Annotated in this window: 20 protein-coding genes and 1 tRNA gene; 8 read left to right on the forward strand and 13 right to left on the reverse strand. The window is 59.1% G+C overall.

The window, feature by feature from the left end; all coding sequences use genetic code 11:
• Positions 1 to 65: 65 nt before the first annotated feature.
• The 4 genes from IMX17_RS01245 to maiA are packed head-to-tail and all read left to right on the forward strand — an operon-like array spanning position 66 to position 3,854.
• Positions 66 to 1,415, forward strand: a complete 1,350-nt coding sequence (locus IMX17_RS01245) for an aromatic acid/H+ symport family MFS transporter (RefSeq protein ID WP_101453949.1) — start codon at positions 66 to 68, stop codon at positions 1,413 to 1,415.
• 19 nt (positions 1,416 to 1,434) lie between these two features.
• Complete coding sequence (gene gtdA, locus IMX17_RS01250; protein WP_033652521.1) at positions 1,435 to 2,472, forward strand: gentisate 1,2-dioxygenase; 1,038 nt, start codon at positions 1,435 to 1,437, stop codon at positions 2,470 to 2,472.
• Positions 2,473 to 2,487: 15 nt separating this feature from the next.
• Positions 2,488 to 3,189: a fumarylacetoacetate hydrolase family protein gene (locus IMX17_RS01255; protein ID WP_193549242.1), complete on the forward strand. Its 702-nt coding sequence runs from the start codon at positions 2,488 to 2,490 to the stop codon at positions 3,187 to 3,189.
• 20 nt (positions 3,190 to 3,209) lie between these two features.
• Positions 3,210 to 3,854 (forward strand): maleylacetoacetate isomerase, encoded by a 645-nt coding sequence (gene maiA, locus IMX17_RS01260; protein ID WP_046896350.1) that lies wholly within the window; start codon positions 3,210 to 3,212, stop codon positions 3,852 to 3,854.
• Between the two features lie 139 nt (positions 3,855 to 3,993).
• Here the strand turns inward: maiA and IMX17_RS01265 are convergent.
• The 3 genes from IMX17_RS01265 to IMX17_RS01275 form a co-directional block, all read right to left on the reverse strand.
• A tRNA-Pro gene (locus IMX17_RS01265) sits at positions 3,994 to 4,070 on the reverse strand.
• 78 nt (positions 4,071 to 4,148) lie between these two features.
• A complete protein-coding gene (yejM, locus tag IMX17_RS01270) occupies positions 4,149 to 5,930 on the reverse strand; it encodes an LPS biosynthesis-modulating metalloenzyme YejM (protein ID WP_046896351.1) in 1,782 nt (593 codons plus the stop codon).
• Positions 5,931 to 5,939: 9 nt separating this feature from the next.
• The gene (locus IMX17_RS01275) at positions 5,940 to 6,167 is read right to left on the reverse strand and encodes a YejL family protein (RefSeq protein ID WP_004935782.1); all 228 of its coding nucleotides are present in this window, start codon (positions 6,165 to 6,167) and stop codon (positions 5,940 to 5,942) included.
• A gap of 211 nt (positions 6,168 to 6,378) precedes the next feature.
• Between IMX17_RS01275 and yejK the strand changes: the two genes are divergently transcribed.
• Positions 6,379 to 7,386, forward strand: coding sequence for a nucleoid-associated protein YejK (gene yejK / locus IMX17_RS01280; protein WP_042785067.1), 1,008 nt, complete (start codon positions 6,379 to 6,381; stop codon positions 7,384 to 7,386).
• An 84-nt stretch (positions 7,387 to 7,470) separates the two neighbouring features.
• Here yejK and rplY read toward each other — a convergent pair whose 3' ends face one another.
• Both rplY and IMX17_RS01290 read right to left on the reverse strand, forming a co-directional pair.
• The gene (rplY, locus tag IMX17_RS01285) at positions 7,471 to 7,755 is read right to left on the reverse strand and encodes a 50S ribosomal protein L25 (protein ID WP_004935776.1); all 285 of its coding nucleotides are present in this window, start codon (positions 7,753 to 7,755) and stop codon (positions 7,471 to 7,473) included.
• Between the two features lie 162 nt (positions 7,756 to 7,917).
• Positions 7,918 to 9,675 (reverse strand): DEAD/DEAH box helicase, encoded by a 1,758-nt coding sequence (locus IMX17_RS01290; protein ID WP_094141750.1) that lies wholly within the window; start codon positions 9,673 to 9,675, stop codon positions 7,918 to 7,920.
• Positions 9,676 to 9,991: 316 nt separating this feature from the next.
• Between IMX17_RS01290 and rsuA the strand changes: the two genes are divergently transcribed.
• From rsuA to IMX17_RS01305, 3 genes are all read left to right on the forward strand, one after another.
• Positions 9,992 to 10,705 carry a 16S rRNA pseudouridine(516) synthase RsuA gene (gene rsuA / locus IMX17_RS01295; RefSeq protein WP_193549243.1) on the forward strand — a complete coding sequence of 238 codons (714 nt, stop codon included), beginning with the start codon at positions 9,992 to 9,994 and terminating at the stop codon, positions 10,703 to 10,705.
• Positions 10,706 to 10,746: 41 nt separating this feature from the next.
• On the forward strand, positions 10,747 to 11,943 hold the full coding sequence (locus IMX17_RS01300) for a Bcr/CflA family multidrug efflux MFS transporter (RefSeq protein ID WP_193549244.1): 1,197 nt from the start codon (positions 10,747 to 10,749) through the stop codon (positions 11,941 to 11,943).
• A gap of 594 nt (positions 11,944 to 12,537) precedes the next feature.
• On the forward strand, positions 12,538 to 12,882 hold the full coding sequence (locus IMX17_RS01305) for a YejG family protein (protein ID WP_004935763.1): 345 nt from the start codon (positions 12,538 to 12,540) through the stop codon (positions 12,880 to 12,882).
• Between the two features lie 8 nt (positions 12,883 to 12,890).
• Here IMX17_RS01305 and yejF read toward each other — a convergent pair whose 3' ends face one another.
• The 8 genes from yejF to IMX17_RS01345 all read right to left on the reverse strand — a co-directional run bounded on the left by yejF (position 12,891) and on the right by IMX17_RS01345 (position 23,248).
• Positions 12,891 to 14,492, reverse strand: a complete 1,602-nt coding sequence (gene yejF, locus IMX17_RS01310; protein ID WP_193549245.1) for a microcin C ABC transporter ATP-binding protein YejF — start codon at positions 14,490 to 14,492, stop codon at positions 12,891 to 12,893.
• Position 14,493: 1 nt separating this feature from the next.
• Positions 14,494 to 15,519: an ABC transporter permease gene (locus IMX17_RS01315; protein WP_042785062.1), complete on the reverse strand. Its 1,026-nt coding sequence runs from the start codon at positions 15,517 to 15,519 to the stop codon at positions 14,494 to 14,496.
• Positions 15,516 to 16,610: a microcin C ABC transporter permease YejB gene (locus IMX17_RS01320; protein ID WP_046896355.1), complete on the reverse strand. Its 1,095-nt coding sequence runs from the start codon at positions 16,608 to 16,610 to the stop codon at positions 15,516 to 15,518. The genes IMX17_RS01315 and IMX17_RS01320 overlap by 4 nt, the downstream gene beginning before the upstream one ends.
• 9 nt (positions 16,611 to 16,619) lie before the next feature.
• Positions 16,620 to 18,431: an extracellular solute-binding protein gene (locus IMX17_RS01325; protein WP_046687527.1), complete on the reverse strand. Its 1,812-nt coding sequence runs from the start codon at positions 18,429 to 18,431 to the stop codon at positions 16,620 to 16,622.
• Positions 18,432 to 18,513: 82 nt separating this feature from the next.
• On the reverse strand, positions 18,514 to 20,106 hold the full coding sequence (locus IMX17_RS01330; protein ID WP_182264138.1) for a cyclic di-GMP phosphodiesterase: 1,593 nt from the start codon (positions 20,104 to 20,106) through the stop codon (positions 18,514 to 18,516).
• A 393-nt stretch (positions 20,107 to 20,499) separates the two neighbouring features.
• Complete coding sequence (mepS, locus tag IMX17_RS01335; RefSeq protein ID WP_033643815.1) at positions 20,500 to 21,075, reverse strand: bifunctional murein DD-endopeptidase/murein LD-carboxypeptidase; 576 nt, start codon at positions 21,073 to 21,075, stop codon at positions 20,500 to 20,502.
• Positions 21,076 to 21,485: 410 nt separating this feature from the next.
• A complete protein-coding gene (locus IMX17_RS01340; RefSeq protein WP_033643814.1) occupies positions 21,486 to 22,196 on the reverse strand; it encodes a phosphatase PAP2 family protein in 711 nt (236 codons plus the stop codon).
• Positions 22,197 to 22,273: 77 nt separating this feature from the next.
• Positions 22,274 to 23,248, reverse strand: coding sequence for a GTP-binding protein (locus IMX17_RS01345; protein ID WP_193549246.1), 975 nt, complete (start codon positions 23,246 to 23,248; stop codon positions 22,274 to 22,276).
• Between the last annotated feature and the right edge of the window lie 291 nt (positions 23,249 to 23,539).

Consider the following 23,539-nt stretch of genomic DNA (forward strand, 5'->3'; position numbering starts at 1 on the left):
GATACAAATTCGTAACATACCTAAAACAACACAGACATCTCCCTACCTGCTCCGAGGCGCTCACTATGACTCAACGGCGTGATTTACAAGCACTGATCGACGCAGCCCCTATCGGCAAGACGCAGTGGCGCGTCATTCTCTGCTGCTTTTTGGTGGTGATGCTCGATGGTTTTGACACCGCCGCCATTGGTTTCATCGCGCCCGACATCCGCGCCCAGTGGCAACTGTCCGCCGGTGAGCTGGCCCCGCTGTTTGGCGCGGGGTTGCTGGGATTGACGGCGGGCGCGCTGCTTTGCGGTCCGCTCTCTGACCGCTTTGGCCGCAAGCGCGTTATCGAACTCTGCGTGGCGCTGTTTGGCGCGCTGAGCCTGATTTCGGCCTTCTCCCCCGATCTGCAAACGCTGGTCGTTTTGCGTTTTCTCACCGGCCTGGGCTTGGGGGGCGCGATGCCGAACACCATCACGATGACCTCTGAATATCTGCCCGCTCGCCGCCGTGGCGCGCTGGTCACGCTGATGTTCTGCGGTTTCACGCTCGGTTCGGCCCTGGGCGGGATCGTCAGCGCCCAACTGGTGCCGAGGGTGGGGTGGTCCGGCATTTTGGTGCTCGGCGGCGTCTTGCCGTTGATGCTCTTTGCGGCCCTGCTGTTTGCCCTGCCGGAATCCCCGCGCTGGCAGGTTCGCCGCCAACTGCCGCAAAAGGTGATTGCCAAAACGGTCAGCGCCATGACTGGCGAGTGGGATGAAGAGACCCATTTTTATCTGAACGAAGCCGCCACGTCGGCCAAAGGCAGCATCAGCCCGCTGTTCGCCGGCCGCCAGTTGCGCATCACCCTCATGCTCTGGGCGGTTTTTTTCATGAGCATGCTGATCATCTACCTGCTCTCCAGCTGGATGCCGACGCTGCTTAACCACCGCGGTATTGATCTGCGGCATGCCTCCTGGGTGACCGCCGCTTTCCAGATAGGCGGCACGGTGGGCGCGCTGGGGCTGGGCGTGTTGATGGACAAATGCAATCCCTTCCGGGTGTTGGCGGTGAGCTACGCTTTGGGCGCGGTGTGTATTGTCATGATTGGCCTGAGCGAGAACGGCCTGTGGCAAATGGCGCTGGCCATCTTCGGCACCGGCATCGGCATCAGCGGGTCGCAGGTCGGGCTGAATGCTTTGACCGCCACGCTCTATCCGACGCAAAGCCGGGCGACGGGCGTCAGCTGGTCCAATGCCATTGGCCGCTGCGGCGCGATTGTCGGCTCGCTTTCCGGCGGCGTGATGATGGCGATGAATTTCTCATTCGATACGCTATTTTTCATTATTGCCCTTCCGGCGGCGCTCAGTACGGTGATGTTAATGCTGCTGACGGCTGTCGTTCGTCTGTCTGCCCCAGCCCCTGACACGTTGCCTCGCGCAGCGTCGTGAATGAAAAAGGAGAATCCCTATGCCTGAACGCCATCAGGATGTTAACCCCAGCCGCCAGCAGTTTTACCGGCAGATTTCCGGGCAGAACCTGACCCCGTTGTGGGAGTCGCTGCACCATCTGGTACCGTCAACGCCGAATGCAAACTGCGCCCCGGCTTACTGGAACTATCAGGAGATTCGCCCGCACCTGCTGGCCAGCGGCGAGTTGATTGGCGCCAAAGAAGCAGTGCGCCGCGTGCTGGTGCTGGAAAACCCGATGTTGCGCGGACAAGCCGCCATCACCCCGACGCTGTACGCCGGATTGCAGTTGATCATGCCGGGCGAAATCGCGCCGAGCCATCGCCATAATCAGTCCGCGTTGCGTTTTATCGTCGAAGGGAAAGGGGCGTTTACCGCCGTTGACGGCGAACGAACGCAAATGCATGAAGGCGACTTCATTTTGACGCCGCAGTGGCGCTGGCACGATCACGGCAATCCCGGCGCTGAGCCGGTGGTATGGCTGGACGGGCTGGATTTGCCGCTGGTGAACCTGCTGGGCTGCGGTTTCGCGGAAGACTATCCGCAAGAACAGCAGCCCGTGACGCGCCGGGAGGGGGACTATTTACCGCGTTATGCGGCCAATATGCTGCCGTTGCGCCATCAGAAAGGCAACTCATCGCCCATTTTCAACTACCGCTACGATCGCAGCCGCGAAACGCTGTACGACCTCACCCGCATGGGGGACGCCGACGAGTGGGACGGCTACAAGATGCGCTACGTCAATCCGGTGACCGGCGGCTATCCCATGCCCTCAATGGGCGCCTTCCTGCAACTGTTGCCGAAAGGCTTTTCCTCACGAAAGGCGCGCACCACGGACAGCACCCTCTACCACGTGGTGGAAGGGCGCGGCCAGGTCAGCATCGGCAACGAAACCCTTCACTTTTCGGCAAAAGATATCTTCGTGGCGCCGACCTGGTTCGACGTGTCGTTTCAGGCGCATGAAGACACCGTGTTATTCAGTTTTTCGGACCGGCCGGTTCAGGAAGCCCTGGGGCTGTTCCGTGAAGCACGTTATTAATTTGGGAGAGACAACATGACGCAATACGTATTTGCACCGCCAGCCCCCGTGACTGTTCCAGTCGTGGGGAGTGATAAACAGTTCCCCGTGCGCCGTGTCTACTGCGTCGGGCGCAACTATGCCGCCCATGCTCGCGAAATGGGCTTTGATCCGGATCGTGAGCCGCCGTTCTTCTTCTGCAAGCCTGCCGATGCGGTGGTGCCGGTGGCGGCCGGCGAAACGCTGGCGCTGCCGTATCCGGCGCAAACGGACAACTATCACTACGAAATCGAACTGGTGGTGGCGATTGGCAAACGGGGGAGCGATATTCCGTTGGAAAACGCGCATGAATATATCTGGGGATATGCCACGGGCCTGGACATGACCCGGCGCGATCGGCAGATGGACATGCGTCAAATGGGGCGCCCATGGGAAATCGGCAAGTCGTTCGATCTCTCTGCGCCCATCGCGCCACTGCATAAAGCCGGCGACAGCGCAGACGTCAACACTGCGCCTATCTGGCTGCAGGTCAATGGCAGCGATCGTCAGCGCAGCGACATCCGTCATCTGATCTGGTCGGTGAAGGAAACCATCAGCTATCTGTCCGGCTTTTTTGAGCTGCAGCCCGGCGATCTGATTTTTACCGGCACGCCGGAAGGGGTGGGCGCTGTGGTGAAAGGCGATGTGATTACCGGGAATGTAGAGGGGCTTACCCCTATCGCCGTGAAGATTGTCTGAGGCTGATTCTGAGGTGAATGATGAAGCTGTACAGTTTTTTTAATAGCTCAGCGTCCTACCGCGTGCGCATCGCGCTGGCGCTGAAAGGTATCCATTACCAGACGGTGGGCGTCAATATTCGCATCGGGCAGCAGAATGAGCTGGCTTATCGGCGCATGAACCCGGTCGGGCTGGTGCCGACGCTGCTCACGGACGACGGCGAGTCTCTCAGCCAGTCGCTGGCGATTACCGACTGGCTGGATCGCCATTTCCCCCAGTCGCCGCTGTTGCCGACGGCCGATCCGGCGCGCAGCCGGGTACTGGAAATCGTTTATGTCATCGCTTGCGATACTCACCCGGTCAATAACCTACGGGTGTTACGCTACCTGAGTGAAGAGCTGAAGGTGAATGAGGAAGAGAAAAAACGCTGGTATGCGCACTGGATCCGGCAAGGGCTGAGCGCCGTGGAACAGCTGTTGCTCCAGAGGCCGCCAGGGCCCTTCTGCGTTGGCGACAGCCCGACGTTGGCGGATTGCTGCCTGATCCCTCAGTGGGCGAATGCCCTGCGGATGGGGTGCGATCTGAGCGGGTATCCGCGCTGTAAAGCGATTTACGACGCCTGTACTCAGCTCCCGGCGTTCATCGCCGCAGCGCCCGAAAACCAACAAGACAAAATCTCAGCCTGAGCCTGATAAGGAGAAAGGCCGTCGCGAAAGCGAGGCGCGCAATGATCGTTGGGGGAGGCAGGGGCGAAGCGGCTGCGCTCTTATCCTCTCAAAGTGCAGACGAAAAAAAACCTGCTGTTACAGCAGGTTTTCTTGAATTTGGTCGGCATGAGAGGATTCGAACCTCCGACCCCCGACACCCCATGACGGTGCGCTACCAGGCTGCGCTACATGCCGACGCTATGAAAAATCATACTACCGATTCTCGATGTTTATGCAAGCGCCTTACCACTTGATTGCTTTAGTTTTAAGCAGTTAGTTGGCGATAAAGCGTTTTACATCGGTCAGCACCTGCAACAGCAGAGCAAGCTGCGGTTTCTCGTCTTTTATTTCATCACCGTTCTGATCGTAGACGCGATAGTTGCCGCTGTTGTCCAGCATCAGCGTCTGCGTCGGCGTGGTGATCACCAGCTGGTTGCCATCGCCGGTGGCGATCCAGTTGTTGCGGCGCTGGGCGGTAAACAGATCTTCGCCCTGCGAATAGTCTTTCGGCGCGGTTTTCACGTGCAGCAGCCGTTGCATCAAGGTACGCATCACGTCGTTATGGCCGGTCAGCTTGTTGATGGTCTGCGCCGGCGTGCCCGGCCAGTGGATCACCAGCGGCACCTGCAGCTGCGCCTGGTTGAAGGCGGTGCCGGCGCCCCATTGGCCTTTGCCGCTGTCGTTGAACTCGACGCCGTGCTCGGCGGTGATCACCACCACGGTTTTATCCAGCAGGCCGCGCTGTTTCAGGGTGTCCAGCACCTGGGCTATCTGGGCGTCCACGTCCTGGGCGCCGGTGCGATAGCGTTGGATAAAATCTGCTGGCGCCGGAGTTTTAGCACTTTCGGCCGGCTCGGCGCCGCTGAAGTTGATATAGGAGAACCACGGCTCTTTGTCGCCCTGATCCGTCAGCCAGCGTTGCCATTGCTGCGTGGTCTGCGCGTCGCTTTGCGGCGCCGGCGTCGGCAGCGAGAAGTCGGTCAACAGGGCCTGACGGTACAGGCTGGCGTTGAAGCCGTCGGACGAGAACAGCCCCAGTTGGTAACCCTGCTCGCCGAGCGCGTTGATCAGCGCCGACGGCTTGCGGCCGGCGAGCACGCTGTCCAGATAGGTCGGGGAAATGCCGTAGAACAGGCCGAACAGCCCGGTGTCAGCGTGGTTGCCCGAGCTGTAGTGATCGCTGAAGCGCACGTTTTCCTGGGCGAAACGCGTCAGCGTCGGCATGTCCTGCGCCACGTCTTTGGCGCGAATGCCGTCCACCACGATCATCAGCAGGTTATAGCCGCTGCCTTTATCGCCGTAGCTGAGATCGCTGAGCGGGTACTCCACCGCCACCGCTTCCGGATTGCCCTGTTGCACCAGGCGGCGTTCATATTCTTGCTGATCGAGCAGGCCGTGTTTTTCGAGGAACTTGCGCGCGGTCATCGGGTACGAGAGCGGCAGGTTGGCCCGCTGCATGGTGATCGGGCGATAGAAGTTGGCGTCGGCCCAGATGTAAATCAGGTGCGAGGCGAAAAAGGCGCTGATGAACAGCGCCGCCAGCGGCTTGCCGAAACGGCGGCGGTTCAGGCTGCGCAGCTTCTGCCAGCTCCAGGTGCCGAACAGCATCTCCACCAGGAAGATCACCGGCACGCAGATAAACATCAGCTGCCAGTCGCGCGACAGCTCGCTTTGATCCGGGTTGACCACCAGATCCCACACCACCGGATTGAGGTGCAGGTGGAAATGGGAGAACACCTCGCTGTCGACCAGCAACAGCGTGAGCCCGGCGGTGGCCAGCGCGGCGGAAATAAATCGCAGCAGCCGCTGCGACATCACCACGAAGGTGAGCGGGAAGATCACCAGCAAATAGCCAGCGAACACGATAAAGCTGAAATGCCCCAGCAGGCTGACCAGGGCATAGACCCGGCCCAGCAGGGAAGCGGGCCAGTCGGTGACAAACAGGTAGCGGCTGCCCAGCCCAAGGGCGAGCAGGATGTTGAATAAGGCGAACCAGTGCCCCCAGCTGATCATCTGGGAGACTTTTTCACGATAACGCTGACGGTTTGTCACCATAAATAAATATTAATGCGCTTTATCTTCACGGACAGAAGCCTGCAGGGCTTCCGCGAACGATCTCGCCAGGGTTTTCCGCTGCGCGGGGGCAACGCTGGTGTTGATCAAATTAGTGACCATATTGCCCAGCACCATCAGGGAAAGATCGGTGGGGGTATGGTGTTTTTCCAGAACATTGACCAGCTCTGAGAGCAGTTGTTCAACGTGTTCGTCACTGTAACGGGATGATTGTGGCATAAAATTGCGCTTAGTAATCTGCAAAGTGCCCTATCTTACCGTATAGGACAGTGATTTTCCGCTCTTTTATCACTTCCTGTCATTCGGGAAAGGGTTCGCCCACGACGGGGCCGCCCACCGCTGCTCCTTTCCGGTTTGCCGCGGTTTTTTAGTATTGCAGGGCGGGGCCTTCAGTGTTTGAATACGCGCCTAAAGAACAGGAGGATTTACCATGAGTCTGGATATCGACCAGATCGCTTTGCACCAGTTGGTGAAACGCGACGAGCAAACGCTGGACGTGGTGCTGCGCGATTCCTTGCTTCCCACCAACGCGGCGGTGGAAGAAATGATGGCGGAACTGCATCGCGTCTACAGCGCCAAGAGCAAGGCCCTGGGCTTGTTCAACGAGGGCAGCGAGCTGGCGGAAGCGCTGCGCACCTGCCGCAAGGACGATAAGGACTTTCTGGCCTTCAGCCGCGCGGCGACCGGCCGTCTGCGCGACGAACTGGCGAAGTATCCATTCGCCGAAGGCGGCGTGGTGCTGTTCGGTCAATACCGTTATCTGGCGGTCGAGTACCTGCTGATCGCGGTGCTGAACAGCCGTAACAGCATGCGCGTCAACGAAGAGCTGGATATCAACACTACGCACTATCTGGACATCAACAACGCCGATATCGTTGCGCGCATCGATCTGACCGAGTGGGAAACCAACCCGGAATCGACCCGCTATCTGACCTTCCTGCGCGGGCGCGTGGGCCGTAAGGTCGCCGACTTCTTCATGGATTTCCTGGCGGCGTCCGAAGGGTTGGACACCAAGGCGCAAAACCGCGGGCTGCTGCAGGCGGTGGACGACTACTGCGCCGACGCGCAGTTGGACAAGAATGAGCGCCAGTCGGTGCGCCAGCAGGTGTACAGCTACTGCAACGAACAGCTGCAGGCGGGCGAAGAGATCGAACTGCAGGCGCTGTCGCAGGAGCTGTCGCCGGTCGGTGAGAAAGACTTCATGCAGTTCTCCAGCGAGCAAGGCTATCAGCTGGAAGACAGCTTCCCGGCGGATCGCGGCACGCTGCGCCAGCTGACCAAATTCGCTGGCAGCGGCGGCGGTATCAGTCTGAACTTCGACGCCATGCTGCTGGGCGAGCGCATTTTCTGGGATGCGGCCACCGACACGCTGACCATCAGAGGCACGCCGCCGAACCTGCGCGATCAGCTGCAGCGCCGGACCGGCAGCGGCAAGTAAGCTTGCCGAATCGCAGACAATAAAAAACGCCGCAATTGCGGCGTTCTTTATTTCGGCGTCCCGAAAGGTTCGAAAACGTAGCGATTAAACGCGAACGAAGTCGATGTGAGCCAGTTTTGGCTTGAACGGGTGACGCTGTACAGCCTGAACCTTAACTTTGGTTTCTTTACCGTCGATAACCAGAGTTACTGCTTCGCTGTAGAATTCTGGTTTAGCTTCCATGTTCTTGACAGAATCATGATCCAATTCGATGGAAACTGCAGCTTCTTTGCCACCGTAAACGATAGCTGGGAATTTGTTTGCTGCACGCAGGCGGCGGCTCGCACCTTTACCCTGGTCTTTACGTACTTCTGCATTGATAGTGAACATTGTTTTTTCTCTTAAAAGAAAATTTACCCTGCTACAGGCGACCCAAGTAGCAAGTTCGGAATTCCGCTTTAACGCTGGGCAGGCCCAGGTAAAGCGCGCGGCATTTTAACGGAAAGCCGCCCGCAGGGCAACGAAAACCTGCCCAGATTGAGAGCCGCTCGCTCAGGCCAACTGATTGGCGCGGCGGAAACGGCCTTGATAATCGAACACTTTCTCGCGCACCTGCCAAAACTGCCCGCGCTTGCGCGCCACCACGAAATCCGGATGGCGCAGCGCTTGCTGTTGCGCCAGCACGTCGGCGGCGGTGTGCCAGGCGAATGGTACGCCCGGCGCGCGCTGGTGCGGGCGCAGGAACAGCATCTCGAACGCTTTGCGCTGCGCCGGCGTCTGCAGGCGGAAGCGCTCGCTGGTGCTGGTGCCGTCCTCGTCGTAATAGGTGGCCTTCAGCCATTCGCCCTTGTCGTCGCGGCCGCTTTGCAACTCCATGCCGCCGCAGCGCAGCACCAGCGCGTCTTTCAGCTTCAGCGCCGCCTTCAGCATGTCGTCAGGATCGACCAACACCTCCTGACACTGATGGCAACGGCGCGCGGCGATGTCGTTCTCCGCGCCGCAGTGCGGGCAGCTCTTGAACCGGAAGCGGTAATCGCACTGTTCGCGGTGGCCGTCGTCGTCCTCCAGCCAGCCCTGGCAGCGGCGGCCGTAGTGTTCGATGATGTCGCCGTTTTCGGTGCACTTGCCCCAGAACAGGTTGGCGAAGCCGCAGGCCGGGCAGAACACCTGCACCGGCTGGCTGTCGCCGTGCGGTTTGCTGACGCCGACCTCCGGCGTAAACAGATCGTGCGGGTTGCCGGCGTAGTCGAGGATCAGGCAATCCTTTTTGTCGGGCGCCAAACGCAGCCCGCGCCCGACGATCTGCTGATACAGGCTGACGGACTCGGTGGGGCGCAGGATAGCGATCAGGTCGACGTGCGGCGCGTCGAAGCCGGTGGTTAACACCGCCACGTTGACCAGATAGCGCAGATGCTGCTGTTTGAACGCCTCGATGAGCGCATCGCGCTCGGCGGGCGGCGTTTCGGCGCTGACCAGCGCGGCTTCGCCGTTCGGCAGCAGGCCGTGGATCTCGCGGGCGTGCTCGACGGTGGCGGCGAAGATCATCACGCCTTTGCGGTCGTCGGCGTACTCTACAATCTGGCTGATGATATGCGGCGTGACGCGGTTTTGCCGTTTCAGCTCACGGTTCAGGTCCGCTTCGCTGAACAGGCCGTTGCTCCTGGCCTCCAGACGGCTGAAGTCGTATTGCACGATCGGCATATCCAGCCGCTCCGGCGGCACCAGAAAACCGTGTTTAATCATGTAGCGCAGCGGCAGCTCATAGATGCAGTCGCGAAACAGACTGGCGCTGTCGCCGCGGGTGAAACCGTGGTAGTGGTACTGGTAAATCCAGCCTTTGCCCAGCCGGTACGGCGTGGCGGTCAGCCCCAGCAGCCGCAATTGCGGGTTGGTTTTCTGCAGGTGCTGGATGATTTGCTGGTACTGGCTGTCGTCGTCGTCGCTGATGCGATGGCATTCATCGACGATCAGCAGCGAAAAGGCGCCGTCGAACAGCGGCAGGTTGCGCGCCACCGACTGCACGCTGCCGAACACCACCTTGCCGGCGCTCTCTTTTTGTTGCAGCCCGGCGGCGAAGATGTCCGCCTCCAGGCCGTAGGCGCAGTATTTGGCGTGGTTTTGCGCCACCAGTTCCTTGACGTGCGCCAACACCAGCACTCGCCCACGGGCGCGTTTCGCCAGCTCGGCGATCACCAGGCTTTTGCCGGCGCCGGTCGGCAGCACGATCAGCGCCGGCTCGGGATGCCGCCGGAAATGGTTGATGGTGGCTTCGACCGCTTCCAGTTGGTAGGGGCGTAGGGTAAAGGCCATAAATGAACGCCGTAGGTTGGAATGGGCCGCGGGGGTTAGGTTTGTCAGCGCTGTTGCCACAGAAACGCTGACATTTTACGCCCCGGGCGACCGAGAAATGTCTATATTATGCCTTCTGAGCGCGCGCGGTGCGAGAAGCGTGAAAATTACCCCTGTCGGGCAGCGCGTTGTGCCGCTATACTCGTGTGACAGCAATCGCTGTGCCCCCACGCGATTTCCCCCCTGAGCCTGCCATTTGCACCCGGTGCAACGGCGGGCGTCATATTTTGGCAATACGATCAATGCGATCATAACAACGACAGGCAAAGCAGATCCCATGCGATTGGACAAGTTTTTATCTCAGCAGTTAGGTATCAGCCGTGCGCTGGTCGCGCGCGAACTTCGGGCTAAACGCGTCACCGTAGACGGTGAGGTGGTGAAGAGCGGGGCTGTCAAACTGACCCCGGAACAAGAGGTGGCGTTCGACGGCAATCCGCTGCAGCAGCAGAACGGCCCGCGCTATTTCATGCTCAACAAACCGCAGGGTTACGTCTGCTCCACCGACGATCCCGATCATCCGACGGTGCTGTACTTCCTCGATGAGCCGGTCGCGTACAAACTGCACGCCGCCGGGCGGCTGGATATCGACACCACCGGGCTGGTGCTGATGACTGACGACGGCCAGTGGTCGCACCGCGTCACCTCGCCGCGCCACCACTGCGAGAAAACCTATCTGGTGACGCTGGAGCACCCGCTGGCGGAAGACACCGCGCAGCGTTTCGCCGCAGGGGTGCAACTGCACAACGAGAAAGATCTGACGCGGCCGGCGACGCTGGAGCAGGTTGACGAGCGTGTGGTGCGCCTGACCATCAGCGAAGGGCGCTACCACCAGGTGAAGCGGATGTTCGCTGCGGTCGGCAACCGGGTGATCGCGTTGCACCGTGAGCGCATCGGCGCCATCGTGCTGGATGACGATCTTGCGCCGGGCGAATACCGCCCACTGACCGAAGAAGAGATCGCCAGCGTGGGCGCGCCGCACCTGCAAGACTGATAACCGATCATTGATTGCGGCCGATTAAGGAGTCGTGGAACGTGCAACAGAACCGAACCTCTCATCTCGGTTTGATTTTCATTCTGGGCCTGCTGTCCATGCTGATGCCGCTGGCCATCGACATGTACCTGCCCAGCATGCCGGTGATCGCCGCCCAGTTTGGCGTCGAGTCCGGCAGCGTGCAGATGACGCTCAGCGCCTATATGCTCGGCTTCGCCTTCGGGCAGCTGTTCTATGGGCCGATGTCGGACAGCATCGGCCGCAAGCCGGTGATCCTGTGGGGAACGCTGATCTTCGCCATCGCCGGTTGCGCCTGCGCCATGGCGCAGTCGATCGATCAGCTGATCGGGTTGCGTTTCCTGCACGGCCTGGCGGCGGCGGCCGCCAGCGTGGTGATCAACGCCCTGATGCGCGACATGTTCACCAAGGACGAGTTCTCGCGCATGATGTCGTTCGTCATTCTGGTGATGACCATCGCGCCGCTGCTGGCACCGATGATCGGCGGGGCGCTGCTGCTGTGGTTCAACTGGCATGCCATCTTCTGGACCATGGGCGCCGCGGCGCTAATCGGTTCACTGTTGGTGGCCTTGTTCATCAAGGAGACGTTGCCGAAAGAGCGGCGACAGCGGTTCTACCTGCGCACTACGCTGGGCAATTTCGGTTCGCTGTTTCGTCACAAGCGGGTGCTGAGCTACATGCTGGCCAGCGCCTTCTCGTTCGCCGGCATGTTCTCGTTCCTCAGCGCCGGGCCGTTCGTCTACATCGAACTGAACCAGGTTTCGCCGCAGAACTTCGGTTACTACTTTGCGCTGAATATCGTCTTCCTGTTCCTGACGACGCTGATCAACAGCCGCAACGTGCGGCGATTCGGCGCGGTCAAGATGTTCAAACTGGGGCTGCTGGTGCAGCTGGCGATGGGGCTGTGGCTGCTGGCGGTGAGCGCCGTCGGGCTGGGCTTCTGGGCGCTGGTGATCGGCGTAGCGGTCTATCTGGGGTGCATCGCGATGATCTCCTCCAACGCCATGGCGGTAATCCTGGATGATTTTCCGCATATGGCGGGCACCGCGTCTTCCCTGGCCGGCACGTTGCGGTTCAGCATCGGCGCACTGGTGGGCGCGGTGCTGTCGATGGCGCCGGGCAAGAGCGCCTGGCCAATGGTCACCTCGATGGCGCTGTGCAGCATTGTGGCGGTGTTGTTCTATCTGTACGCCAGCCGGCCGCGCGATCGCGCAGCCTGACGTTCTCCAGGTTCGGGGCGAAGTTGCCCCGAGCCGTCAAAGGGTTGCGCCTTGCCAGTTTGTGGTGCAACCGGCAATGAAAATTTTGTTGCTAAACATATGCCTGCTAATCAATGGGTCATTTACCCTTCTGTGTGCTTTTTGTTAAAAAATACCGTCGCTGAGCTGCCCGATATCCTCCGGTATCGCGGCGTTTTGCCGGCGGGTCGGTGCGGGCGGTTTGCAATAGGGGTGATGTAAATCAAGGCATTAGTGGAGGACGGTGCGCTAACGCGACGGGTGAAATGTTTCTTCAATGTAAAAATATGGCGACGAAAAAGTAGTCGCATTGCAAGAAAAAAGAGTTGAGATCGCTGCGGGAAAGGGTTACATATAACGCAAAAATGCGAGCTGAGTCGCAAAATGCCGTGAAATAACACCGCACGGCGCGCCAAAAAATGGCACGGCATCGGCAAGCACGGGGTCAGGTTAATCGCTTGCGGCAAAATTTACATTTAAATAACATTTGTGCGCGGCAGAGTCGGGAGTCAACGGCTATAACTTAGTAACCCTGTCAGGTAAAAGTGTTTCACCTTTTCAAACTAGGGATTTCATGTGGAGAGTATCCAACTTTCGGTAGTGCATCGCTTGCCGCAAAGTTATCGTTGGCTATCCGGTTTCACCGGCGTAAAGGTCGAACCGATTCCGTTTAACGGAATAGACGAGGATAACAACCTGATTGGGCTGAAGCTGCTCAGCCATGAAGGGGCCGAGGCCTGGCAGGTGATGCAACAGCTTAATCTGTCGTTGCAGGAGATTCAGGTCGACTGCGCGATCGTCGAATGGGAAGGGGAACCTTGCCTGTTCGTGCAGCGCAGCGATGAGAGCGCGACGATGTGCCGCCTGAAAAACGTCGGTGCCGCGATCGCCGAACCGCTCAGCGCGCAATACCCCTTCTGAATTCGCCGCTAATCCGCCAACTGCAACAGTTGTCGGGTATAGTCGGCTGCAGGCGCCGCGAAAATGGCCCGGCAGTCCCCTTGCTCAACCACTTCCCCCTGTCGCAGCACGATGACCTGGTGGCATAGCGAACGCACCACCTGCAGGTCATGGCTGATGAACAGATAAGCCAGCCGGTGGCGTTGCTGCAGCGATTTCAGCAGCGTCAGTATCTGCGCCTGCACCGATTTATCCAGTGAAGAGGTCGGCTCGTCGAGGATCAGCAGTTGCGGCTGCAGGATCAGCGCGCGCGCGATGGCGATACGCTGGCGCTGACCGCCGGAAAACTCGGTAGGGTAACGATGGCGCAGCTGCGGATCCAGGCCGACCTCCTGCAACACCTCGATCACGCGCTGCTCCCGCTGCTCGGCGTTCAGCCGCTGGTGCACTTCCAACCCTTCGGCGATGATCTGCTGTACGTTCAGGCGCGGGTTGAGGGCGGAATACGGGTCCTGGAAGACGATTTGCATCCGGCTGCGGTAGGGCAGCATTTGTTTCATCGTCAGCGGGTGCAGCGGTTCGCCGTCGAACCAGATGGCGCCCTGCGAGGCCAGCAGACGCAATAGCGCTAACCCGGTGGTGCTTTTACCCGATCCGGATTCCCCCACCAGCCCCACGCTTTCCCCGGCGCGCAACTCGAAGCTCAACGATTTCAGCGCATAGTGATAATCCACCGTGCGGCGCAGCAGGCCGCGCCGGATGGGGAAGCGCACCTGCAGATCTTCCACCTTGAGCAGCGGCCGCTCGTCGCCGGGGCGCACGGTGGGCAGCGGCAGCGGTTCGCCAACGTCTTCGGCGGCCAGCAGCTGCTGCGTGTAGGGATGCTGCGGCCGGCTGAACAGCTGCGTGCGGCCGTTTTGCTCCACGCAGCGCCCTTGGCGCATCACCGCCACGTTGTCCGCCAGACGGCGCACAATATTCAGGTTATGGGTGATGAACAGCAACCCCATGCCCATTTCTTGTTTCAATTCTTGCAACAGCGTCAGGATCTGCGCCTGGATAGTCACGTCGAGCGCGGTGGTGGGTTCGTCGGCGATCAGCAATTGCGGGCGGGTTAACACCGCCATGGCGATCATCACGCGTTGGCGTTCACCGCCGGAGAGTTGATGCGGATAGTCCTGCAACCGGGTTTTGGCCTGGCGGATGCCGACGCGCTCCAGACAGTCGACGATCTCTGCGCGCGCGGCTTCGCGCCGCAGGCCGCGGTGCAGCATCAGCACTTCCGCCAGTTGCTTCTCAATGGTGTGCAGCGGATTGAGCGACACCATCGGTTCCTGAAAGATCATCGCGATCTGATTGCCGCGCACTTTGCGCAGGTCAGCCTCCGGCGCATGCAGCAACGAGTTGCCGTTGAACAGAATATCGCCGCCAGGGTAAACCACCGGCGGCGCGGGCAGCAGTCGCAGTATCGACAGGGCGGTGACGCTTTTGCCGGAGCCGGATTCTCCCACCAGCGCCAGCGTTTCCGCCGGGGCTATTTGTAAAGAGAGTTCGTTGACCACCGGCGTGACGGCGTCGCCCTGACGGAAGGCGATGCTGAGATCCTGGATGGCGAGCAGAGGTGTAGCCATATCAATGCGCCTTGCTGGGGTCAAAGGCGTCGCGTACCGCTTCGCCGATAAAGATTAATAACGACAGCAGCACTGCCAGCACCAGGAAGGCGGTGATGCCGAGCCACGGCGCCTGCAGATTGTTTTTGCCTTGCAGCAGCAGTTCGCCGAGCGACGGCGAACCGATCGGCAGACCGAAGCCGAGAAAATCGAGCGACGTCAGGGTGGTGATCGAGCCGCAGAGGATAAACGGCAGGAAGGTCAGCGTCGCCACCATGGCGTTGGGCAGCATGTGGCGGGACATGATGACCCGATCCGGCACGCCCATGGCGCGCGCGGCGCGGATATAGTCATAGTTGCGGGTGCGCAGGAACTCGGCGCGCACCACGCCCACCAGGCTCATCCAGCCGAAAAGAATAGTGATGCCGAGCAGCCACCAGAAATTGGGCTGGACGATGCTCGACAGCAGAATGATCAGAAACAGCGTCGGCATGCCCGACCACACTTCGATAAAGCGTTGCCCCCACAGATCGAAACGCCCGCCGTAATACCCCTGCGTCGCGCCGACGCACACGCCGATCAGGCTGGAAAACAGCGTCAGCGCCAGGCCGAACAGCATCGAAATGCGAAAACCATACAGCACGCGGGCCAGCACGTCGCCGCCGTTGCTGTCGGTGCCCAGCAGGTTATGGCGCGAAGGCGGGGAGGGGAAGGGCACTTCGGTGGCGAAGTTGATCGTGTCGTAGCTGAAACGGATCGGCGCCCAGATCGCCCAGCCGTGCCGGTCGATTTGGCGCTGGACGAACGGATCCTGATAGTCGGCTTCGGTGTTCAGTTCGCCGCCGAACGCGGTTTCGCTGTAGTTGATCATAAACGGCAGGTATAGCCGGCCTTCATAACGCACCAACAGCGGTTTGTCGTTGGCGATAAGATCGGCGGCCAGGCTCAGGGTGAACAGCGCCAGAAAGATCCACAGTGACCAGTAACCGCGGCGGTTGCGGCGAAAACGCGCCCAGCGCGCCTGATTGATTGGGCTAAGGCGGCTCATTGGCGGGCCTCGAAGTCAATGCGCGGATCGACCAGGGTATAGGTGATATCGCTGAGAATGTTCAACAGCAGGCCGATCAGGGTGAAGATATACAACGTGCCGAACATCACCGGGTAGTCGCGCTGCAGCGTGGCGTCGTAACCCAGCAGCCCCAGGCCGTTGAGCGAGAACATCACCTCAATCAGCAGCGAGCCGGTGAAAAACATGCTGATAAAGGTGGCCGGAAAACCGGCGATCACCAGCAGCATGGCGTTGCGGAACACGTGGCGGTACAGGATCTTTTTCTCGTCCAGACCCTTGGCGCGGGCGGTGGTGACGTACTGTTTGCGGATTTCATCGAGGAACGAGTTTTTGGTCAGCATGGTCAGGGTGGCGAAACCGCCGATCACCGTCGCCAGCACCGGCAGCGTGATGTGCCACAGATAGTCGGCGATCTTCGCCGGCCACGAGAGGGTATCGAAGTTGCTGGAGACCAGGCCGCGCAGCGGGAACCAGTCGAGATAGCTGCCGCCGGCGAACAGCACGATCAGCAGGATGGCGAACAGGAACGCAGGAATGGCGTAGCCGATAATGATCAGCGTGCTGCTCCAGGTATCGAACGCGCTGCCGTTGTGGACGGCCTTGCGGATGCCGAGCGGGATCGACACCAGATAGATGATCAGCGTGCTCCACAGGCCCAGCGTGATGGAGACCGGCAGGCTTTGGCCGATCAGCTGCATCACTGAAGCGCCGCGAAACAGGCTGTCGCCGAAGTCAAAACGCATGTAGTTCCACAGCATGGTGAAGTAGCGCTCGTGCAGCGGTTTGTCGAAGCCGTAACGCTTAGTGATCTCGGCGATCACCTCCGGATCCAAACCGCGCGAACCGCGGTATTGGCCTTCAGTTGCGGCGGGAACGCCGGCACGAGCATGGCCCAGGCCTTCATTGACCCCGCCGCTGCCAAAACCGCTGCCCTGACCCAGTTCGATGGCGGCGATGGCCTGATCGACCGGGCCGCCGGGGGCGATTTGCACGATAAAAAAGTTGATGGTGATGATCGCCCACAGCGTGGGGATCACCAGCAACAGTCTGCGTATCAGATAGGCTGCCATGCCGACTCCTTATTGCCGTTGAGCCGGCAAGCGCGCCGCCTTGTTGACGTCGTACCACCAGTTGTCGAAGCCGATGGCGTAGGCTGGGCGGATCGGCGGCGTGGAGAACTTGTCCCAATAGGCGTAGCGGTCGTGGTTGGAGTACCACATCGGCAGCATGTAGCGGTTCCAGGTCAACACCCGATCCAACGCGCGGCCGAGCGGCAGCAGCGCTTTTTCGTCGCCCTGATGCTCAGCGATTTGCCTGACCAGGCTGTCGACCGCCGGATCCTTGACGCCGGGGGTGTTATAGCTGGAGTTGATGTACTCCGAATCCCAAATGATGCGTAAATTGGCGGTGGGGAACGGCATCGCCATGTACACCGTCGGCATCATATCGAAGTCGCGTTCGCGCATGCGGCGCGTATATTGCGAGGCGTCGATCTCGCGGATCGCCATATCGATGCCCAACCGCTGCAGGTTGTGGCGGAACGGCAACACGTACTGGAAGTTGCTGCCGCTCAGCAGCATCAGCTCAAAGGCGAACGGCTGGCCGGTTTTGGCGTTGACCAACTTTTGATTTTTGACCACCCAACCGGCCTCTTTCAACAGTTGGGTCGCCTTCAGCAGATTTTGCCGATCGTTGCCGCTGCCGTCGGAGGCGGGCGGTTGATAGATGCTGGTGAACACCTCAGGCGGCACCTGACCTTTGAGCGGCGCCAGCAGCGCCAGTTCGGCGGCGTCCGGATAGCCGCGGGCGGCGTAGGCGGTGTTTTGGAAATAGCTGTCGGCGCGTTGATAGGCGTTGTAATACAGCGCCTTGTTCATCCAGTTAAAGTCGAAAGCCAGGGTGATCGCTTCGCGCACGCGCGGGTCGGCAAACAGCGGTTTTTGGATGTTGAACGCCAGCCAGCGGGTGTTTTGCGCCGCCTGGTTGGTCTCGTCCTGTTTGATGATGTAGTTGCGCGCGAAGTTGCCGCCCTGATACTGGGTGGCCCAGCTCTTGGGCGACGGCTCGATGCGGAAATCGTAAGCGCCGGCCTTGAACGCTTCCAGCGCCACTTTATCGTCCAGATAATAATCGTAGCGAATGCTGTCGAAGTTATAGCGGCCGCGGTTCACCGGCAGATTGGCGGCCCAGTAGTCGCGCACCCGTTGATAGGTGATGTACTGGCCGAGGCGATAATCGCCGATTTTATACGGGCCGCTGGCCAACGGCGGCGTGTTGAGCGGCTCGTTGAGCTTATGGTTTTGCCAAAAGGCGGCCGGGAGAATAGGCAGGCTGCCGAATAACGACAGCATCGCTTCTTTGTTCGGCTGCGGGAATTCAATGCGCACCGTCAACCGAGAGATGGCTTTGACCGTGACGCCTTTGTAGTAGGAGCGAAACTGCGGCACGCCCTCGGCCATGAATTTGCTGAAGGTGAAGGCCACGTCGGCGGCGGTGATCGGGCTGCCGTCGTGGAAACGCGCGCGGGCGTTGATATCCACTTCCACCCAACGCATGTCGGCCGGGAAACGCGCCGATTCGGCAATCAACGGATAAAAGCTGCCGGGTTCGTCGTCGGACGTTGCGAACAGAGTATCGTAGAGTTCGTCGGTACGCGCACCGGGCACGCCGCGGGTGGCGAAGCGGTTGAAGTTATCGTAGGTGCCGATGGCCGCCAGCCGCACGTCGCCGCCTTTGGGCGCCGCCGGATTGACGTAGTCGAAATGGCTGAAGTCGGCGGCGTATTTCGGTTCACCGAGAAGGGCGAAAGCGTAGCTTTCGTTGAGGGCTTCGGCCTGCGAGGCGAAGCTCAGTGCCGAGAGCACCAGAGCAGCGAAAATGCGCACGGACATCAGACGTTAAGCTCCTGCTGTGGAATAAAGTACAACCGGCGCCCAGCATAACATTCTTCGGGCGGGCGCAGGGTAAAGATGCTTAAAGATTAACTATTTTTTCCTGATAATCAAAGACCTGATGAGCGTTGCAGTAAGCGACGAAATTAGCGATGCTAAGCGGCTTGCTGAAGTAATAGCCCTGCATGAAGTTAACGCCGCGTTCTTGCAGGAACTGCATCTGCTCGGCGGTTTCCACGCCTTCGGCCACCGTCAGCATTTTCAGCTTTTTCGCCAGCGAAATCACCGCATCCAGCACCGGCGCGGTGACCGTGTCCTGGCCGATGGTGTTGACGAAGCCGCGATCGATCTTCAGGTAATCCATGGTGAAACGCTCAAGATAAATAAGCGCGCTGTGGCCGGTGCCAAAATCGTCCACCGCGATCTCGATGCCCTGTTTATGCAGCCAGTCGAACTCCGCTAGTGCGCTCTCTTCCTCCACCATGCCGCGTTCGGTGATTTCGAACACCAACGTAAAGTAATCGCCCGGCAGCTGCGCCAACAGTTCATACACGTCCTGATGGAATGACGGCGCGCTAAGGTGGGCGGGGGAAATATTGAGGCCGATCTTGCTTCCCCGCGGCAGCGCCTTGGCGAGCTGCGGCGCATCTTCGGCAATCAGCCTGAACAGATGGCGGGTGAGCGGCACGATCAGCCCGTTGCTTTCGGCGTATGGGATAAAGACATCCGGGGGAATGCGGCCCTCGATAGGGTGCTGCCAGCGGATCAACGCTTCCAGCCCGCCGATGCTGTTGCTGCCGCTATGGAACACCGGCTGATATTCGATGAAGAACTCGTTGCGCTTGATGCCGCGCAGTAGCGCGCGCTCCGGGCTTTGCCGCAACAGCAGCATGTAGTAGCAGAGCACGCCGATCATCAGCGACAGCACCAGGCTGCCCAGCAGCGTCAGGCGAATATCGTTGGGCGTCAGTTTCTCGTTGTAGAACAGGATGCTCAGCGGCAGATTGGGCAGCGTCAGGGTATCCGCCTTGTCTTGCGGCAACTGCGCGATCGGCATCAGGTTCGGGCTGAAGGTGGTCAGCGCGCGGTTGCCCATCACGATGGCGATGCCCGGCGCCTGCTCGTCATGCGAAGTGAACAGCAGGTAGGGCATCAAATTGATGTCCAGCGTGGCGAGGATGCCGGTCGCCGATGCGCCAGGATGCCGCAGCCAAACCGCGACCGCCGGCTTGTCCGGTACGATCGGCGTGCCCTGCTGCAGCTTCAGATCCAAAGGCAGGTGGGTATCGATGTCCTGATACACGTTTTTCATCGGCAGCATCATGTCGCCGGTGGCGGAGGAGCAGTAGGCGTAACCGTCTTTCACCAGCAGGAAGGTGCGCACGCCGCTGGTAAAGGCCGCCTGATAGGTGATGTCCGACTGGCTTGAGAGACAGGGTTTGTCCAGCAGCGGCATCATTTTTTGCATGACATCCGTCAGGTGCGAGATATAACCCAGCGCGAATTTTTGCGTACGCGCTTCAACCTTGTGTTGATATTGCGTGCGCTGGTGGTTGATCAAAGAAAGTGTGACCGCGGTGAATAGCGTAAAGAATAGCAGGGCGGCGACGACGCTTTTGGCCAGACTGCGCTGTCGGTGCGACACGCTGCGAGAGAACGCCCTTTTTAAACCCATAACCGAGACCTCTGCAACGGGGCGTCAGGCGTGTCGCGCAGCCATTTAATGGATTGTGCCAACGGCTTTTTTTTCATTTTTTGCCTTTTATCCTGTACCCAACCGGCGACGCCGTTTAAATACAAGGCGTCGCCGACAGAAATATAATGCACCTATTTAAGCGGAAACGTTTTAAATAACGCCGGGCGCGCCGTTGCCGTCATCTGACGATAATAGGCGAGTTTTTCCTCGTCGGCGCGATTTCCGGCCGGCAGTTTATCAAAATAATGGTGTGAGGTGACGATAAGGCCTGGCTCAGCCCCGGGGGCTCTTGTTCGACAGCCAAAAAAAACGCCGCCCGTAGGCGGCGTTTATCGCTCGTTTGGTATTCAGGATCTTCAGGGCGTTGCGCCGTCAGCCGTTGGTCAACACTCGGCGCGCTTCTCGGTAACGTTTATTCCAATAGTTATCGGTCAGCTTGGAAATCATGACGCCACTGCTGGTAGAAGCGTGAACGAACTGATCGTTGCCTAAATAGATGCCGACATGGCGCCCGGTAGAACCGGCGCGGAACAGCACCAAATCGCCGGCGCGCAGTTTGGTGCGCTGGATTTTCTTACCGAGGTCTTCCTGTTCGTAGGTAGAACGCGGTAAATCCATGCCGAACTGTTCGCGGAAGGTGCGTTGTACAAACGCCGAGCAATCGATGCCGCGCTTGGTGTCACCGCCTAAACGGTAGCGAACGCCTTTCCAGTCCGCGTACTGATCCATAATCTTTGACTTGACGTCAACGTTGCGGACCATCGCTTCGAATTCATCCTGAGAGGCTTGCAGTAAAAGACCGTCTTTGTCATTAACTGCACGCATCTCAGTTTGTGCGTTACTCAAGTTCGAAGTGTGAGTCGAGCTGCACGCTGACAGCATAACCGCAGCGGCAATTGCAGGGACTACCCGCAAAAAATATCTCAGAAACGGTTGAGATTTGACCATTGTTGTTGTTTTCCCTTGAAGTCCTTAACGACGAAAGTCGCTACCTGAAAAATGCCAAACGAAACGAGCCTAGTCCGCACCTGTTGCATCGACAATCAGTTACCGTTGAAAACGTGCGGGAACGCACATTTTTATCGGATTCCGTACTGATTCGACTTAAACCAGGCACAAACGCATCTGAGATTACCGGAACAAATAGGGGATTGCGAGTCTTTTTCCGGTCTTTTTTATATGAATTTGTGATGTAACATAATGTAAAACTTCATATAAAAAACGCCAATTGTCCGATGTATGAATCTGGCGTGAAATCAGGTTGCAAAAGCGTTAACGGGAGGCAGAGAAATTTTGCGCATCGCGAGGGGATAAAACGCGGGAGGCGGGCGCCTCCCGGAATGACTCATAGACGTAAGTTATGGTTGGCCGGGACGGTGCTTGCCGGGCAACAGGCGATTCAACCGTTCGATAATCCAGTCGCTGCAAGGCGTCATCAGCACCCAACTGGCGCCAACCAAGACCACGGACAGCGAGCCTACGGCGATATCGGTAAACCAGTGGGCGCCAATCATCACGCGCGGCAATGAAAAGATCAGCGTAATCAGCAGGGCGACGGCAAAGGCGCCGCGGCCGAAATAGCGCAGCATAAAGCAGGAAAAAATAATCAGCATCATGCCGTGGTCGCCGGGGAAGCTGTCGCCGGAGGCGTCCTTGGTGGGGATGCCGGTCAATGCGCTGACGCGATTGATATTGTCGAAGGTCAGGGTGGGGCTCGGATGCTTCACCGGCAGCAGGTGGCCAAGCTGATTCAGCACCACGGCGGTCAGCAGCATCACCACGCCGGTGATCACCAGACGGCGGCGGCCGGCGGCGTCCTGCTTCAGGTAGAAGTACAAATACAGCAGGCCCATGGCGAGCAGCGAAATCACATCGAACGCGCGGTTATTGGTGATGGCGACCAGATGCAAAAATGCCGGGTCGGTGGCCAGATGGCGGTTAAAGAAGAAGAAGATCGCCGAATCCAGGGTAAACCAGCCGCCGTGATTGGCCGGCAGGAACCAGGACAGAAACAGCGCAACGCCCAGTAAGTTGAAGAAGAGAATGAAGGGTAAATTGCGGCGTGTCATGACATAAACCTGTTGGAAAAATGAAAACGAAACAAAACCGGCCGCCCTGCGGCAACCGGGGGGCAACGGTACGGGGTTTAACTTAAACGAATCTTAAACAAGGCGGATTGCAGGGCGTTCCAGTCGGCATTTTCGCTGTGGATCAGTTCAACCCGGCTGTCGAGCGGCGCGTTCGGGCGGGTTTCGATGTTGAGATCCTGGCCCTGGCGATTGATCAGCAACGTGCCTTCGGGGATGCGCACCACGCCTTTGGCACGTTCGACCGGCGCCAGCCGCACCCATTCCATAAAGCCGACGGTATCGAACCGGGTGTCGCCGTCAAAAATCCAGCCGCAGCTGGTGAAGCCTTGCCCTTCGTTCAGCGCTCGCCGCCAACGCGCGTTCTCCGGCAGCCGCAACGCCGCCAGTCCCTGCGTTTTCGCCTGACCATGATGATGTCGTGCGTCCGGCAATTCTGTACGATTTGTGCGAGGAAGTGACAACAGCGTGACATCCGCCTCGCCTTGCGCGATGGCGTAGCAGGGCCGCTGCAGCGGATCTTGCGCCGTCCAGGCTTCCAGCGCCCGTCTGTCTTCCGGCCGATAGGTATCGCTTTTGCTGGCCAGGATAACGTCGGCCGCGGCCAGCTGATCGCGGAAGTTTTCGTTGTCGCGGTAGCGGGGCTGACTGAGTTGACGGGCATCCAGCAGGCACAGCGTGGCCTGCAGATCGATCCAGCCGGCATAGCTCTCCTGGGTCAGCAGCGACAGGATTTGCTTCGGATGCCCGAGCCCGGTCGGCTCGATCAGCAGCCGGTCCGGTTTGGCCTGCTGCAACAGCATATTCAGACCCACCTGCATCGGCAGGCCGTTGACGCAGCACATGCAGCCGCCGGGGATCTCTTTGAGCACCGCGCCGCTGTCCGCCAGCAGCGCGCCGTCGATGCCGATCTCGCCGAATTCGTTGACCAGTACCGCCCAGCGTTCATGCTCGGGTTTATGGGCCAGCAAATGGCGGATGGCGGTGGTTTTACCGCTGCCGAGGAAGCCGGTAATCAGATTGGTTTTAGTCATTAATCATTCCTGGGTGCAAAAATCAACCTGCCTTATAAATGAGCGACTCTGCGCGGTCGCGGCGGCGAGTGCGATTTAATTTGTGCTCTACCTCGCAAATTTTGCACGCCACGATGCGCTTTTCAACCGGCAAAATCCACCTTTCTTGGCAAGAAAATTCTTAGATAAAACCCTGTATTAGATGCGGTTAACTTTTGTTAGTAGCTTGTTTTTACATTGTTAATGACGCGATTAACGATCAAATCCCGTCCCTTTCCTTGCGATTATTCCGAACAAGATCCTCTATGGTTA

Origin of the sequence: Serratia sp. X3 (assembly GCF_014982455.1) — a bacterium.
GTDB lineage: Bacteria > Pseudomonadota > Gammaproteobacteria > Enterobacterales > Enterobacteriaceae > Serratia > Serratia ureilytica.